This window comes from Butyricicoccus sp. AM27-36 (assembly GCF_003480945.1).
Classification (GTDB): domain Bacteria; phylum Bacillota; class Clostridia; order Oscillospirales; family Butyricicoccaceae; genus Agathobaculum; species Agathobaculum butyriciproducens.
On sequence record NZ_QUJR01000006.1, the window covers coordinates 187,403 to 202,913 of the forward strand.

Here is a 15,511-nt window from a genome sequence, read left to right on the forward strand (position 1 = left end):
AATGAAACCAAAAGATCAGAACTACTCCAAATCCAGAAGGTTAAAGAACCAGATCAAGGCGGTTGTCACCAACCCGTATAACCTGATCGTGCTGATTGCGATCGTGCTGTTGACCTACTTGATCGTTCTTCCTCTGCTGGATATGATTTCGACCTCGTTTACGCTAGCACAGAAGGATGCACGACTGGCGGGCGGCACAGCGGGATCGTTCACATTGTATTACTGGCAGCGCCTGCTCGGCAGCGCACTGACCAAGCAGATGCTGCTCCAGCCGCTGCTCAATTCGCTGCTGATCGGTGTCTGCGTATCGTTCTTCGCGATCCTGATCGGATCGGTTCTTGCATGGCTGATGGTCCGCACGGATCTTCCCTTCAAGCCGTTCTTCTCGCTGGCAGTTATCATTCCTTATATGATCCCGAGCTGGTGTAAGTCGCAGGCATGGCTGACCATGTTCAAGACCGAACGCATCGGCGGTTCGCCAGGCTTCCTGATGAGTCTCGGCATCAATGTTCCCGACTGGCTGGCATACGGCCCGGTCGCGATCATCACCGTGCTTTCGCTTCATTATTACGCATATGCGTATCTGCTGGTTTCCGCAGCACTGAACTCCATCAACTCCGAGCTGGAGGAGATGGGCGAGATCCAGGGCGCCGGCAAGGCGACCATTCTCCGCAAGATCACCTTCCCGCTGGTACTGCCGGCTATGCTTTCCGCCGTTATCCTGACCTTCTCCAAGGCGATCGGCACCTTCGGCGTTATCAACTACTTGGGCTCTAAGGTCAATTTCGTGACCCTGTCCAGCCAGCTGTACATGAACAGCAAGTCCCAGAATACCCAGACCGCGTTTGCCATGGCACTCATCATGATCTGCATCGCTTCGATCTCGGTATTCGTCAACCAGAAGCTGATCGGCTCGCGCAAGTCCTACGCCACCATCGGCGGCAAGGGCGGCCGTTCCACCCCGATTCGTCTGGGCAAGCATAAGCTGCTGATCACGGCCGTGCTGATCCTGTTCTTTGTTTTCGGCATCATCATGCCGATCGCACTGCTGATCCTCGAGTCCTTTATGCTCCGGCAGGGCGACTACTCGCTGTCCAACCTGACGCTGCACTACTGGATCGGCGATCCGATCGCAACGGTAATGGAAGGCCAGCCGGGTATCTTCAAGAATGCTAACTTTATCAATTCGTTGATCAATTCCCTCAAGCTGACGTTTGTAAACGGTGTATTCGGCACCATCTTCGGTCAGATCATCGGTTATATCTGCGCCAAGGGCCGCGGCAAGCTGCACGGCAAGGTTGTTGAGCAGCTGGTATTCATTCCGTATCTGATCCCGTCCATCGCATTCGGCGGCATTTTCCTGTCGATGTTCTCCGCTCCGCAGCAGCTGTTCGGCGTAACGCTTGTTCCGTCCCTGTACGGCACGTTCGCCCTGCTGACCATTACCTCGGTCGTCAAGCATCTGCCGTTCGCTTCCCGCGCCGGCACCTCCAATATGCTGCAGATCGGCGGCGAGCTGGAGGAAGCAGCCGAGATTGCAGGCGCAGGCTTCTTCAAGCGCTTTATCCGCATTGTATTCCCGCTTTCCAAGGGCGGCTTCATTTCGGGCTTCATGCTGATCTTCGTTTCCATTATGAAGGAACTCGATCTGATCATCCTGCTGATGACCCCGAAAACCTCCACGCTGCCGTATTTGGCATTCCAGTATCAGAACAGTAACTCTCCGCAGGCTTCTGACTGCGTGGCAATCGTCATGTTCTCCATCGTATTCCTGGTATACGCACTGGCGAATATCTTTGGCGACGCAGATCTGGCGAAGAGCATGGGCGGTTGATCCGCATGGTATAACCGGAAAAAAGGAGTTTGGAAAATGAGCAAAATTGAACTGAAGCATATTGATAAATTCTACGGTAAGAACCACATTCTGAAGGATGTAAACCTCACGATTGAAGACGGTGACTTTATGACGCTGCTCGGCCCGTCCGGCTGCGGCAAAACCACCACGCTGCGTGTAGTATCCGGCTTGGAGAAGCCGCAGAACGGCACCATTCACATGGACGGCAAGGAAATCGTCAACGCTGCGGAGGCTCATTTCGCGCCTCCGAGCGAACGTGACCTTAACCTGGTATTCCAGTCCTACGCATTGTGGCCGCATATGACGGTGCGCGAGAACATCGCGTTCGGTCTGAATATCCAGAAGCTGCCCAAGGATGAGGTGGATCGCCGCATCAAGGATGCCCTTGGGAGAATGCAGATCGGCCAGTATGTAGACCGTTACCCGTCCGAGCTGTCCGGCGGCCAGCAGCAGCGTGTTGCAATCGCCCGCGCTATCGCTTCCGAGCCGCATCTGCTGCTGATGGACGAGCCGCTGTCCAACCTGGATGCAAAGCTCCGCGTGGATATGCGCAGCGAGCTTAAGCGTCTGCACACCGAAACCGGCACGACGATGATCTACGTTACCCACGATCAGGTCGAGGCGCTGACCATGTCCACCAAGATCGCGATTTTCCGCGAAGGCATCATCATTCAGGTGGCACCTCCGCTGGAGCTGTACAACAACCCCGCCAATCTATATGTGGCAGACTTTATCGGCAACCCGCGCATCAACTTTGTTGACGGCAAGGCAGAGGTTTCCGCTTCCGGTCTGACCGTAAACAGCGTGCTGGGCCGGATGACGTTCCCGGCCGATCATCTCAAGGACGAGAATGTGCCGCGGGAAGCATCGTTCGATGCAGTGCTCGGCATTCGTCCGGAGCAGATTGCCATCAACACCTCGCGTCAGTCCCCGTCCGACATCGAAGCGCATATCTACACCTCGATGCCTGCCGGCTCCGAGACTCTGGTCACCGTCAAGGTCGGCGGCGTGAGCATGGTCATCAAGGCACTCGGCATTACGCATTACAACCCGGATCAGGTGGTCTATCTGTCGATCGACACCACCAAGATCAACGTATTTGATAAGAAAACCGAAAACCTCATCAAGTATTCGGTTGAATAAGCACCATACCATCCATTCGCACTTTCACAAGAAAAAAAGAGAGGAAACTGAAGGAGGAAAAACAAATGTTACAGCACAAGCGCACTTTAGCAGGTATTCTGGCAGCAACGATGATGTTTTCGCTGACCGCGTGCGGCGGAGGCGGAGCGACGACGGATCCGGGCAGCGATGCCGCGCAGGATCCGAATGAGGCAGCGGCAGCAGGCACGCTCCAGCTGAGCGAGTGGGAAGAGTCCTCCGGTATCTTCAACACGGATGAGACCGATGAGGAACTGTACGAGAAGGCGAAGGAAGAGGGCAAGGTAACCATCTATTCGATTTCCTCCCGTATCACCAAGGTCGCCAATGCCTTTATGGAGAAGTATCCCGGCGTTGAAGTAGAGCCGTTCGATATTTCCACCAACGAGCTGCTGGAAAAGGTTACCCGTGAGTATGATGCCGGTCAGCACGTTGCCGATGTGGTGCATATCAAGGATCAGGACGGTACGCTGTACAACGAGTATATTCTGCCGCGCAAGTTCTATAACTACAAGCCGGCAGATATCCTGTCGCACATTGATGAAAAGTACACCAAGACGCAGACCCCGATGTATGTCGAGCTGACGCAGCTGTTCTACAACAGTGAAGCTTATCCGGACGGTTCTCCGGTAACGAATATCTGGCAGCTGACCGAGCCGGACTGGAAGGGCCGTGTCATGATGCAGAACCCGCTGGATAATCTGGCATGGGGCTCCTGGATCACCGGTTTCTGCGTAGGCGATGTTCCGGATGAGCTGGCTGCTTCCTACAAGGAGCTGTACGGTAAAGAGCTGACGCTGTCCGACGGCTGCGAGAACGCAGGCTATGAGTTCCTCAAGCGTCTGCATGACAACGAACCCATCTTCACCTCTTCTTCTGACGAGATCGCGGAAGCTGTAGGTACCAAGGGTCAGACCAATCCGCCGATTGGCTTCTGCGCTTCCTCCAAGCTGCGTAAGAACGAGGATAACAACTGGTGCCTCGCTCCGGTAAACCTCGAGCCGACCACTGGTATCCCGCAGATCAACACCCTGTACGTTGTCGGCGAGTGCGAGCATCCGAATGCTGCCAAGCTGCTGGTCCGCTTCATGATGGGCGGCGCAGACGGCGATGTATCCGGCTACAAGTACTTCAATACGCTGGGCGGCTGGCCGGTACGCGATGATATCGAACCGGCTGAGGGTTCCACCCCGTACAGCGAGCTGCACGTTTCTGATTTCAACGTTACCGATATCTATGAGAACATCAACCCGGTTCGTGACTTCTGGACGCTGCTCGGCTAAGACGTAATCAAAAGAGAAAACTATACGGACGCGGCAGGATGAAAAGCCTGCCGCGGATAGTAAAAGCGGAAGGAGCATACAGAATGGCTTTATTCGTAACCAAGGAAGGCAAGCGCAAGAGTCCGATGGCAGTTACCTGCTTTTTCGTGGATCTGCTGTTCTGTCTGGTATTCGGCGGTATGTATGCACTGCTGACCGGCGTACTGCATGACAATCTGCCTCTCGGCGGTGGCATGGCAGAGAACTGGATCCACTGCGGTCTGATCTCTGTGGTGGGTACTGCGGTCTGCTGCATCCTGTTTCTGCTGCCGGATAAGCGGATCGTGCCTTACAGCTTTGCGAGCCTGCCGGTTATCACGATCATGTGCGTGGTCGCAGCGTTCCAGCTGGAGCCTGCTGCCCGGAATATGATGCTGTATGTGACCTTCCTGTATACCTTGATGCCGATCCTTGTCGGCAACGCGGTATCGTGGACGCTGTATTTCAAGCTGTACAAAAAACCGATGCCGCGCCGCCTGTAAAGGGGAGCAGTATGGAAAAACTGACAAAAGAGTGCGTGCTGCAATCTGCGGCACGGTTGGAGCAGGAATCGCAGGATGCGGTGATGCGGGATATTCCTCAGTTTTTTGAGGCGGAGATCGTGACCCGGTTTGCGGGTGCGGCGCCGCAGAAGAAAGAACTGAATCCGCTGGTGTTCAACATGGAGCGGGGCATATGTCTTGCCGAAACAGTAGATTTTCTCAGGGAATGCCCGGCGCTGCGGCCGTATGACCTGATCCTGGCCAATGAGCTGGATAGCGGCTGTGCCCGGTCGGGCGAGCGGGATACTGCCGCAGAGATCGCCCGTGCGCTGGGAATGCAGTATGTGTTCGGGCTGGAGTTTGTCGAGCTGAAGGACGCTGCACACGGGTTTCACGGCAATGCAATCTTTTCGCGCTGGCCGATCCTGTGGGCAGAGGTGCTCCGTCTGCCGGAGCAGTATAACTGGTATTATGACCGCCAGAAGCGCATCGGCGGCCGCAATGCGGTTTTTGCAAAGCTTGATGTGCAGGGACAGGAGGTCGGCGCGGTATCCATCCATCTGGAAAACCGGACGAGCGGCGCGGGACGCCTGCAGCAGATGAGAGCTGTACTGCAGGAGGTTGAGCGTGTATTTCCGGGGATTCCCGTTGTGCTGGGCGGCGATCTCAATACCAATACCTTTGACGGACGCGATAAGGCGGTGATTCGTCATCTGCGTGACGAGCCGGAGGAACTGGCTGCGGCGATCGAAATGATCGACCTGTATGAACCGCTTCTGCAGGACTGCACCGCAGCGGGCTATGCATGGCGGGCGGCTTCGGGCGGTGCGGACTGCACACGGCGCAAACCGCTGCCGGAGGGCGGCTGCCTGCATATGAAGCTGGATTGGTTGCTGCCGCGCGGCTTTACCGTGCACTGCAGCAGTGTGATTTCTACACTGACGGCAGACTGCGGCTTTGCTGCGCAGGACAGTGCGCTGGCTCGGTATACACAGCCGGAGTTGAGCGATCACAATGTGGTTCGTGCCTCCCTTGCACTGCCGCAGAAGGAGGAGTAAACGTGATTAACACTATATTATTTGATATGGGAGGAACGCTCGAGGATATCTGGTATAATGATCAGACGATTCACTCGGTTACCGGAGAGTTGCGGACGTTCCTCAATGAACATGATCTGGGTACAGGCTGCAATGACATTACCTTCTGGAACAAGTTGAACAGCGGTATCCGTACCTACAAACAATGGAGCGAATCCAACGAACTGGAGAAAAAACCGGAGGAAATCTGGCCGGAGTATTATATGGCGGACTTCAATCTGGACCGTGAAAAACTGCAGGAGGTAGCGGAACGGCTGGCCGGCATGTGGGAAGTGACCTATTATCACCGCGAGCTTCGTCCGAAGGTCAAGGAGACTTTGGAGGAACTGAAAAAACGCGGGTATCATCTGGGCGTCATCTCCAACACGGCATCGCTTTATTCGGTGTTCGATGTGCTGGAGCAGTACGGAATCCGCGATTATTTTGAAGATGTTACCTTGTCCAGCGTGACCGGATACCGGAAACCGCATCCGTCTATTTTCCAGATCTCGCTGCGCCAGATGCAGGCGAAGCCGGAGGAATGTGCCTATGTGGGCGATACGATCTCGCGTGATATCATCGGTGCAAAGCGAATGCATTTTGGTGCCGCGATCCAGATCCAGTCGTTCCTGTCGGCGCAGAAGGATGCCGGTGTAGATGCTGCTTACCAGCCGGATCATATCATTCGGGAATTGCCGGAGCTGGTGGATTATCTGGAGGAGCGAAATCGAGCAGAGCGCTTGACGATGCAATAAGAAAAAGAACGTAACCGTAACAATCTCTCTCTCTTTTTCTGACCGTACCCTGCCATTGCAGGGTGCGGTCAAATATTTTAGACAGGAGGGAAACGAAAATGGGGAAAATTACAGTGGTGGATATCGTGCTGCGGCTGCTGGGTGCAGTGATCGTCGGGTTTGCCGTCGGCGCGCAGCGCGCACGGACCTCGCATCCGGCGGGAATCCGTACACATATTCTGGTAGCACTCGGCTCGTGTGTGGTCATGGTGACAAGCTGCATCCTGTATGAGCAGACGATCGCAGTATTTGGGACAACGCCCTCTGACCCGGCGCGACTGGGTGCACAGGTCATCAACGGCATCGGTTTTCTGGGTGCCGGTGCGATCCTGCGTGAGGGATTTACAGTTCGCGGACTGACAACGGCGGCCAGTGTCTGGGTCGTTGCCTGTCTCGGTCTGTCGGTCGGCATGGGATACTATGTGCTCACGGCGGTCGGTACGGTGATTGCCTTTGTAACACTGGTGGCGTTTGACGGGATTCAGGATAAAATCCGCACCAGAAGCCGCTCGGAACTGGATCTGCAGATCGAATGTGACCATATGGGCGACATCATGGTGGAGCTGTCGCATCTGGCAGAACGGCATTTTGCGAAGCTGCTTGATCTGTCCTTCAGCAGAACTCCGCATAACACCTATATCATCAGCTTCCGTGCAAGCTTTCCACCGAACGGATATGAGTCCGCGCAGAACGCATTCCGTCAGGAGCTGGCAGGTGTTTCCGGCATGATCCGCATGGAAAATCATAATGACCATATCTAAGGCAACACCGCATAATTAGAGCAGCGGCTTCTTGCGCAGGCTCCGGTCGCGCTGCCGCGGTTTCTTGCGCAGGCTCCGGTCGCGCTGCCGCGGCGCTTGGCGGAAATTTTGTGCCCTGACCTTGCTGTGCTTTTATGTTAATACATCAGGTATTGCTGTAAGATCACGCCTCGTCCGTGCAGAAAAATTTGCTTGCAGTATTATGCGTTATTGTCCTATTTCTTCCCGAGGGGAACAGCAGCACCCGAATCAGTGGCATGGTCGGTGCTGCTGTTTCCTTTTACCCGCAATCATACACCGTTGGGAAAACCACAGCAGTTCCCGCGGTCATTTCTCAGACAAAGGAGTCGGTACAGTATGAACCCGGTTTTTGTTATCGGACATCGTAATCCGGATACAGATTCGATCTGCTCTGCGATCTGTTATGCAGAGCTTAAGCACAGGCTGACCGGAGAATCATATATCCCCTGCCGGGCAGGCCATGTCAATACAGAGACCAAATTTGTCCTGGAGCGCTTCGGCGTAAAAGCGCCGCGTTATATCAAGTCGTTTGAGCCGTGTCTGTGCGATGTGCAGTACCGCAGGATCCCCGGTATTGATGAGGAGATGTCGCTGCACCGCGCATGGAATTACATGAACGAAAATGATATTCAGACGCTGGCCGTTGTCGATGAGGAGCGTCATCTTAAAGGACTGCTGACGCTGAGTGATATCGCGCGCTTCTATATGGAGGATAAGGACGCGAACGCACTGGCGGAGGCCGGCACAAGCTATCGCAATCTGGTGGATGTACTGGATGGTACGCTGATTGTCGGTGATATCGAAAAGCGGTTCGAGCAGGGCAGCGTGGTGGTTGCGGCAGCCAATCCGGATGTTCTGGAGGATTATATCGGGCCGCGTGACATGGTCATTCTCGGCAATCGCTATGAGAGTCAGCTCTGCGCCATTGAGATGAACGCGGGCTGCATTATTATCGGGCTCGGCGCGAAAGTCTCGCGTACCATCCGCAAGCTGGCAAGTGAAAATCAGGTTTCCATCATCGCAACGCCGCTGACGACATACAGCTGCGCCAAGGTGGTCAGTCAGGCTGTGCCGGTACGCCATGTCATGCGCCGCAGGGGACTGATCACCTTTGAACCCGATGATGTGGTAGAGGATGTAAAGCGCGCAGTATCCAAAAAGCGTATGCGCTACTATCCGCTGCTGGATGAGCAGGGACGGTATATCGGAATGTTTTCTCAGCGCAATCTGCTGGATCTGGAGCGTCCGTCGGTCATTCTGGTCGATCATAACGAGCGGGATCAGGCGGCAGACGGCATTCGTTCGACTAATATCATTGAAATTATCGACCATCACCGCATTGATTCGGTTGAAACGAGCGGGCCGATCTATTTCCGCAATCAGCCGCTCGGCTGTACCGCGACCATTATCACAGGAATGTATCATGAGCATAATGTGCCGATCGAACCGAAAATCGCGGGTCTGCTGTGTTCTGCGATTCTGTCGGATACACTGATGTTCCGTTCTCCGACCTGTACGCCGCTCGACCGCGCCGCCGCAGAGGAGCTGGCGCAGATCGCAGGTCTGGACATCAAAGAGTACGCAACGGAGATGTTCCGCTCCAGCTCGTGCCTGCGCGACCGTTCGATGGACGAGCTGTTCCACATGGATTTCAAGTACTTTCAGGTACAGAATAAAAAAATCGCCATTTCGCAGATCACGAGTGTCAGCGAGAATGAGCTGAACGGCATCCGGGATAAAATGCTGGACTATATGGAGGACTATCTCAAGACGAGCGGTCTGTCCATGCAGTTTGTCATGCTGACCGATATCATCGAGGAAAAGACCGAACTGCTCTATGTCGGCAGGGGCGCAAAGAATCTGGTGCATACCGCGTTCCGCAAGGAATGCGGGGAGCATTCGGTCGTGCTGCCGGGTGTAGTCAGCCGCAAAAAGCAGATGGTAACACCGCTGCTCAGCGCAATGGAGGAGGAAGGGACCATGTAAGGCGGAAGTGCCTTGTGCTGCGTGCAGGCGCAGTTCGTGCGATACGGAACGAAAAAAACAGTTCGGAGAGGCCGTATCGAAATAAAAAATTTCACAAATGCAGATATTTAGAACTTAATATATAATAATATGAAGATAATTCAATACACAAACGTTTGCGAATGTACAAATTACACAAAAATAAACAAAATACTTCTTACAATGTGAGGGATGAAACTTGACCTGATCCGGTGTTATACTGTATATATACCAAGGAGTACGGTGTGTAAAACGACCATCAGCGCAAACGTGTGCGTAAACGGTTTCCGCAGGAAATGAGGAGGAGCAGAACATGACAGAAACGATTGCATATCTTCGCGAATTTCACTTTGCATCGGTCGTGCTGCGGCTCGCCCTTGCGATGCTGCTCGGCGGCTGCATCGGTCTGGAGCGGGAACGAAAACGCCGTCCGGCGGGCTTCCGTACATATATGCTGGTGTGTCTGGGTGCAACGCTGACCGTGCTGCTCAGCCTGTACGAATTTACCATGGTGACAGGGCCGTGGTCGGATATTTGCGCAGAGATCGGCATAAAAACCGACGTTTCGCGTTTCGGCGCACAGGTCATCAACGGCATCGGCTTTCTCGGCGCAGGCACGATTCTGGTCACCGGCCGTCAGCAGGTCAAGGGACTGACTACCGCCGCCGGATTGTGGGCTTCGGCGTGTACCGGCCTTGCGGTCGGCGCGGGATTTTACGAATGCGTACTGATCGCGTTTGCTATGATCTTTCTGAGCATCCGTCTGTTCCCAATCGTGGATGCATACATTCAGGAAAACGCGCGCGACATCAATCTGTATCTGGAGTTTAACTCGATGGATGATATCAGCACGATCATCAATCAGCTGAAGGCGCAGAATGTGCAGATCTATGACATCGACATCGAGCGCAACCGGAGCGGTGAACAGCTGCATCCAAGCTCGATCTTTTCGATTCGTCTGAATGAAAAAATACCGCATACGCAGCTGCTGTCCGAACTGGCCGGTCTGGATTGTCTGTGTGTGATCGAAGAGCTGTAACAGGAGGGAAGCAATATGTTATCTGTTTTTGACGGTCTGCGCAGCGTTACCACGCTCTCCGTATTTGTGCGTCTCGCCTGTGCATTTATCTGCGGCGGCATCATCGGCATCGAGCGCTCGTACAAGCGCCGTCCGGCAGGCTTCCGCACGCATATCCTCATCTGCATCGGTGCAGCAATCACCACACTGACCAGTCAGTATCTGTATCTGAATATGCATTATTTCACTGATATGGCGCGTCTGGGCGCGCAGGTTGTTGCCGGAATCGGCTTCATCGGTGCCGGTACGATCATCGTTACCAAGCGGCAGAATGTGAAGGGATTGACAACGGCGGCCGGACTGTGGACCTCGGCCATCATCGGTCTGGCGTTCGGCGGCGGCTTTTATGAGGGCGGCATTCTGGCCACCGGCTTTATCATGCTGGCAGAGCAGGTGTTCTCGCGGCTGGAGTACCGTGTGCTGGAGCACGTTCCCGAGATCAATGTGTATATGGAATACGAGGATAAAACATGTCTGGACGATGTGCTCCAACTCTACCGCGGCTGCAATGTCAAGGTGCTGAATATCCAGATCACCCGTGCGGCGGAAAACGAGGAGCACAATGCCTGCGCCATCTTCACACTGCGCCTGCCGCGCAGCTGTACGGTAAACCGTCTGATGACACTGGTCGGCAAGCGTAAAGGCATCGTGTCGGTCGAGGAACTGTAAAACAGAACAAATCTATTGCATTTCATCCTTTCAGGCAACACCGCATAATGAGACAAAAGGCGACTTGCGAGCAGGTTTTGCGTGCTGACGAGGCTTGGTTCTGCGGTAATACTTGAGGTATTACCATGGAAGCGCAGCAAAGTCAGGGCGCAGAATTTCAGCAAAGCGTCGCAGCAGCGCGACCGGAGTCTGCGCAAGAAGCTGTGGTTCTCATTATGCGGTGTTGTCTTAACAGACCGTAAACCTTTTAACGTGCACTGGCGCGCGAATTGTATAAATTGCAGGAATATGACATTTTGACAGACTGAGACGCACATCTTGCGATGTGCGTCTCAGCTTGTCGAAAAAGTTAGATTTCTATTTTGTGCTTCGTGCGACAGCACGCATAAAATAGAATTTGCGCAGCAAATTCATAAAAACCGGGGGCATGTACCTCGGTTTTTATACAAGGGAAGAAAAAATGTGTCCGGAGGACGCGGTTTTTCTTCAGCATTCGATCGAAAGCGTGGTTTCGATCGAGAGGCTGCTCGAAAAACGATAGTTTTTCGACAGCCTCAGACGCACATCTTGCGATGTGCGTCTTTTTGCATATTTGCACGGTTACAGCTCCGGCACATCTGTATCTATGAACGGCACATCGGTTTTGCATACCGCATCAATCGCTTTGGACATATGCTGGATACGGTACTGCCGCGGTGACGTACCGACCTTCTTAACGAACAGGTTGATCAGACTGCCGCTGGTCGAGTAGCCGACCTCCTCGGCGATTTCCGCAATCGGCTTCTGCGTGCGCACGAGCAGAACCTTCGCACGCTCAATGCGCGAGTTGATGACATAATCGGCAGGGGAGAAGCCGGTGCGGCGCTTGAACATATGCGCGAAATAGGATGCGCTCAGGCACACGGTAGACGCCAGCTCCTCCACGGAAATCGGCTGACCGATATGCGAGCGAATGTACTGGATGGCCTGCTCGACCGGCGTATCCGCTGACTGCTCGGCGGCACTCGGTGAGAGCAGCAGGTCAAACATGCGGTAGATGCGTGCCGAGCGCTGCATGTCGGTCTCTACACCGTTCTCATCGTAAAAGCGCACCATGTCGTACAGCAGATTGCCGATCAGCGTGTTGTTATCGCGGCGGATGAGCCAGCCGTGCCGGTCGGTGATGCGGCGGCACAGCTCACGCGCGTTCGAGCCTTCAAAGTGCATGTACACGAACTCCAGTCCGTCCTCGGCGTGGTAGTAGTGCGGCTCAATGCAGTCGAGCAGCAGTATGTCACCGGCCTCGGCGACATTGAACTCACCGCGGTACTCCACACGGAAGCGTCCCTTGCGGATGTAGGCGATGAGCAGCGGCGGATAACTGTCGCGCTTCATAAAATAGTTGGCGGTGCAGTAGTAGTGACCGCACCATGTCGGGTAAAACAGCAGCTCTCTCGCGGTCTGCGACGGCGTAAACGGAAAACAAACCGACTCACTTCGGATGCCGGGATCAACACTTTGCATAGACTCTTCTCCTTCCTTATTTTGCACTCATAGAATCCATGAACGAAATAGCAGGATTGATGAACTGGTTTTCTGTGTTTTTTCACAGAAAGCAGGATCGATGAACTTTGCAGCAGAAACGCTTATTGAATATATCCATAAAATATTTTATACTTAGGCCAGAAGTTAGGGAATGGATACAATAAACAAAGATAAATCGAATTTGTTGTATGTATTTCACAAAACATCAAAATTAGCAGTACAAAAACAGAATCAAACACTTTTTTACTAATCGAAGAAAGAAGGAAAACATTATGTTTATCGGTGAAAAGAAAATTGCTCGTCCGTTCCGTTGGGGTATCGTAGGCGGCGGCCGCACTTCCGGCGTTGGCTACAAGCATCGTCTGGGTGCTATGCGAGACAACACCTCGTTCGTACTCAAGGCTGCAGCGTTCGACCTGGACTTCGCCCGCTGCGTAGACTTCGGCAAGAACCTGAACATGGATGAGGAACGCCTCTATCCGGATTACAAGACCATGTTCGCTGAGGAAGCAAAGCGCGAGGACGGCATCGAGGCTGTTGACATCGCAACTCCGAACTTCCAGCACTTTGAGGTCTGCAAGGCAGCTCTGGAAGCCGGCCTGCATGTAATCTGCGAGAAGCCGCTGTTCTTCAAGGTTGAGGAAGGCGAGGAGATCAAGAAGCTGGCTGAGGAAAAGGGCAAGATCGTTTGCGTAACCTACGGCTTCTCCGGTTTCGACCTGCTGAGCCAGATGCGTTCCATGGTCCTGAACGGTGACATCGGTGAGGTTACCATGGTAGACCTCCGCTACGCACACGGCTTCGCTTGCGACCCGACCGGCGACAAGCAGGCTGAGGGTCAGAAGTGGCGTGTTGATCCGGCAAAGTCCGGCCCGTCCTTCGTACTTGGCGACCTGTCCACCCACACCTTCTACATGTCCGAGCTGATCTGCCCGCAGCTGAAGCTGAAGCAGCTGCTGTGCGACCGCCAGAGCTTCATCAAGTCCCGCGCACCGCTGGAGGACAATGCTTACGTCCTGATGCGTTACGAGAACGGCGCAGTTGGCCGTATGTGGGCATCCGCAGTTAACGCAGGTGACATGAGCAGCCAGCACATCCGCATTGTCGGCACCAAGGCTTCCCTCGAGTGGAACGACATGCATCCGGATGAGCTGTACTACGAAGTACAGGGTCAGCCGCGTCAGACTCTGGTTCGTGCAATGGATTACCTGAATCCGGAAGCTCTCGAGTACGAGCGCCTGGGTGCCCTGCACTACACCGGTCTGATCGAGTCCTGGAGCAACCTGTACACCCGTTTTGCTATCGCAATGGATGCAAAGAACCGCGGCGACGAGGAGACCCTCAAGAATCTGGTTTACCCGGATCTGGAGCACGGCATCGACGGCATCCGCTGGGTAACCAAGTGCGTAGAGTCCGCTGACAAGGGCGGCGTATGGGTAGATTTCAAGTAATTCTCCCGATTTCCATCTAAACTAAGACACTCTCTCATTTCTTTTCTCTGTACCGCTGCCTTCCGTAAGGCAGGCAGCGGCAACCTTTTAAGGTGCTTAAAAATTCCCTCCTATATAACATACTCTTGAAATTCTCTCTCTAAAAATCGCTCCAACGATTTCTACTACAACAAAAAAGAAGAAAAGTGAGGTTTTTTATATGAAACTCGCAATTTGCACTGACGTATTCGCTGATCTGTCCTACACGGACATGCTTGACAAGGTAAAGTCCCTCGGTATCGACGCGGTCGAGATGACCGCCGGCGGCTGGGGCGCCCGCAAGCACTGCAACACTGCAGAGCTGCTCGCAGACGCCGGCAAGCGCAAGGAATTCATGGGTGAACTCGAGAAGCGCGGCATGCGCATCTCCGCTCTGAACACATCCTGCAACCCGCTTTGGCCGAGCAAGACCGGTGAGGAATACAAGAAGTCCATGTACGACTGCGCTACGCTCGCAGGTCTGCTGGGCGTTAAGAAGATCGTTGCCATGGCAGGTCTGCCGGCCGGCAGCGAAACCGACACCACCCCGAACTGGATCACCTCTACCGTTTCTTGGCCGGACTTCATGGCTCCGGCTTACGAGTACCAGTGGAAAGTAACCATCGAGTTCTGGAACGAGTTCATCGCGCACTGCAAGAAGTGCGGCATCGAGCACATCGCAATCGAGGAATTCCCGGGCACGATGGTCTGGTCTGCTTCGACCCTGCTCAAGTTGCGCGAAGCGACCGACCCGATGCTCGGCATTAACCTCGACCCGTCGCACATGATGGTTCTGGGCGCCGACCCGATCGCGGCTGCTCGCGCTCTCAAGGACTGCATCTTCCACGTTCACGGCAAGGATGCCCGCATCGAGCGCGGTCTGGCTGACACCGACGGTCTGCTCGAGCCTCACCCTGTTACCGAGTCCGCTGACCGCGTTTGGAACTATGTTGCAGTCGGCTGCGGCAAGGACCTGCAGTGGTGGAAGGAATTTTTCTCGGTTTGCCACATGATGGGCTACGACGGTGACGTTTCCCTCGAGATGGAGGACCTGACTATGACCGTTGATGCAGGCGTCAACACCTCTATCGACGCACTGCGCCAGACCATCAGCCAGTAATTGGTGCGGTATCACCGAACAATTGCTCTTGCCGAATTGTCCGGTGATACCGTAAAAGAAAAAGATTTTTCATTAAGTCCACAGCATTTTCGCAATTCCAGCACCACCCCTGTAGAGAAGAAAGAAAATCAATATGAGAAGAAGAGAAAGGGCAGTGTTTGAACCATGAAAAAGA

13 protein-coding genes are annotated in these 15,511 nt (G+C 54.0%); 12 read left to right on the forward strand and 1 reads right to left on the reverse strand.

All coding sequences use genetic code 11. The features are described 5' to 3' along the window. Position 1 precedes the first annotated feature (1 nt). The 10 genes from DW724_RS10035 (at position 2) to DW724_RS10075 (ending at position 11,223) form a co-directional block, all read left to right on the forward strand. Positions 2-1,834, forward strand: coding sequence for an ABC transporter permease (locus DW724_RS10035; protein WP_118761358.1), 1,833 nt, complete (start codon positions 2-4; stop codon positions 1,832-1,834). 36 nt (positions 1,835-1,870) lie between these two features. After that, positions 1,871-2,998, forward strand: coding sequence for an ABC transporter ATP-binding protein (locus tag DW724_RS10040; protein ID WP_118761359.1), 1,128 nt, complete (start codon positions 1,871-1,873; stop codon positions 2,996-2,998). Between the two features lie 65 nt (positions 2,999-3,063). Then, positions 3,064-4,299, forward strand: coding sequence for an ABC transporter substrate-binding protein (locus DW724_RS10045; RefSeq protein WP_117751211.1), 1,236 nt, complete (start codon positions 3,064-3,066; stop codon positions 4,297-4,299). An 83-nt stretch (positions 4,300-4,382) separates the two neighbouring features. Next, positions 4,383-4,820 carry a hypothetical protein gene (locus tag DW724_RS10050; RefSeq protein WP_118360253.1) on the forward strand — a complete coding sequence of 146 codons (438 nt, stop codon included), beginning with the start codon at positions 4,383-4,385 and terminating at the stop codon, positions 4,818-4,820. 11 nt (positions 4,821-4,831) lie between these two features. Continuing rightward, positions 4,832-5,878 carry an endonuclease/exonuclease/phosphatase family protein gene (locus tag DW724_RS15625; protein WP_158580262.1) on the forward strand — a complete coding sequence of 349 codons (1,047 nt, stop codon included), beginning with the start codon at positions 4,832-4,834 and terminating at the stop codon, positions 5,876-5,878. Positions 5,879-5,880: 2 nt separating this feature from the next. Further along, entirely contained in the window at positions 5,881-6,651 is a 771-nt protein-coding gene (locus tag DW724_RS10055; protein WP_158557264.1) for an HAD family hydrolase, read from the forward strand. A gap of 98 nt (positions 6,652-6,749) precedes the next feature. Beyond that, a complete protein-coding gene (locus DW724_RS10060; RefSeq protein ID WP_118761361.1) occupies positions 6,750-7,451 on the forward strand; it encodes an MgtC/SapB family protein in 702 nt (233 codons plus the stop codon). Between the two features lie 357 nt (positions 7,452-7,808). Further along, positions 7,809-9,458: a putative manganese-dependent inorganic diphosphatase gene (locus DW724_RS10065; protein WP_118761362.1), complete on the forward strand. Its 1,650-nt coding sequence runs from the start codon at positions 7,809-7,811 to the stop codon at positions 9,456-9,458. A 331-nt stretch (positions 9,459-9,789) separates the two neighbouring features. Further along, positions 9,790-10,515 (forward strand): MgtC/SapB family protein, encoded by a 726-nt coding sequence (locus DW724_RS10070; protein WP_118646570.1) that lies wholly within the window; start codon positions 9,790-9,792, stop codon positions 10,513-10,515. Between the two features lie 15 nt (positions 10,516-10,530). After that, complete coding sequence (locus tag DW724_RS10075) at positions 10,531-11,223, forward strand: MgtC/SapB family protein (RefSeq protein ID WP_116705378.1); 693 nt, start codon at positions 10,531-10,533, stop codon at positions 11,221-11,223. 600 nt (positions 11,224-11,823) lie between these two features. Here the strand turns inward: DW724_RS10075 and DW724_RS10085 are convergent. Further along, positions 11,824-12,726, reverse strand: a complete 903-nt coding sequence (locus tag DW724_RS10085) for an AraC family transcriptional regulator (protein ID WP_118761364.1) — start codon at positions 12,724-12,726, stop codon at positions 11,824-11,826. Positions 12,727-13,019: 293 nt separating this feature from the next. Here DW724_RS10085 and DW724_RS10090 point away from each other — a divergent pair, with 293 nt between their 5' ends. Together DW724_RS10090 and DW724_RS10095 are read left to right on the forward strand one after the other, a co-directional pair. Then, complete coding sequence (locus tag DW724_RS10090; RefSeq protein ID WP_117751205.1) at positions 13,020-14,198, forward strand: Gfo/Idh/MocA family protein; 1,179 nt, start codon at positions 13,020-13,022, stop codon at positions 14,196-14,198. A gap of 199 nt (positions 14,199-14,397) precedes the next feature. Continuing rightward, the gene (locus tag DW724_RS10095; protein ID WP_118761365.1) at positions 14,398-15,336 is read left to right on the forward strand and encodes a sugar phosphate isomerase/epimerase family protein; all 939 of its coding nucleotides are present in this window, start codon (positions 14,398-14,400) and stop codon (positions 15,334-15,336) included. Positions 15,337-15,511: the final 175 nt, after the last annotated feature.

What these genes read in the sequence shown, in the direction of transcription:
- DW724_RS10050 (WP_118360253.1), top strand. Translation starts at nt 4,383, where the DNA reads ATGGCTTTATTCGTAACCAAGGAAGGCAAGCGCAAGAGTCCGATGGCA.
- DW724_RS10070 (WP_118646570.1), top strand. Translation starts at nt 9,790, where the DNA reads ATGACAGAAACGATTGCATATCTTCGCGAATTTCACTTTGCATCGGTC.
- DW724_RS10090 (WP_117751205.1), top strand. Translation starts at nt 13,020, where the DNA reads ATGTTTATCGGTGAAAAGAAAATTGCTCGTCCGTTCCGTTGGGGTATC.
- DW724_RS10060 (WP_118761361.1), top strand. Translation starts at nt 6,750, where the DNA reads ATGGGGAAAATTACAGTGGTGGATATCGTGCTGCGGCTGCTGGGTGCA.
- DW724_RS10065 (WP_118761362.1), top strand. Translation starts at nt 7,809, where the DNA reads ATGAACCCGGTTTTTGTTATCGGACATCGTAATCCGGATACAGATTCG.
- DW724_RS10035 (WP_118761358.1), top strand. Translation starts at nt 2, where the DNA reads ATGAAACCAAAAGATCAGAACTACTCCAAATCCAGAAGGTTAAAGAAC.
- DW724_RS15625 (WP_158580262.1), top strand. Translation starts at nt 4,832, where the DNA reads ATGGAAAAACTGACAAAAGAGTGCGTGCTGCAATCTGCGGCACGGTTG.
- DW724_RS10040 (WP_118761359.1), top strand. Translation starts at nt 1,871, where the DNA reads ATGAGCAAAATTGAACTGAAGCATATTGATAAATTCTACGGTAAGAAC.
- DW724_RS10085 (WP_118761364.1), bottom strand. Translation starts at nt 12,726, where the DNA reads ATGCAAAGTGTTGATCCCGGCATCCGAAGTGAGTCGGTTTGTTTTCCG.
- DW724_RS10075 (WP_116705378.1), top strand. Translation starts at nt 10,531, where the DNA reads ATGTTATCTGTTTTTGACGGTCTGCGCAGCGTTACCACGCTCTCCGTA.
- DW724_RS10095 (WP_118761365.1), top strand. Translation starts at nt 14,398, where the DNA reads ATGAAACTCGCAATTTGCACTGACGTATTCGCTGATCTGTCCTACACG.
- DW724_RS10045 (WP_117751211.1), top strand. Translation starts at nt 3,064, where the DNA reads ATGTTACAGCACAAGCGCACTTTAGCAGGTATTCTGGCAGCAACGATG.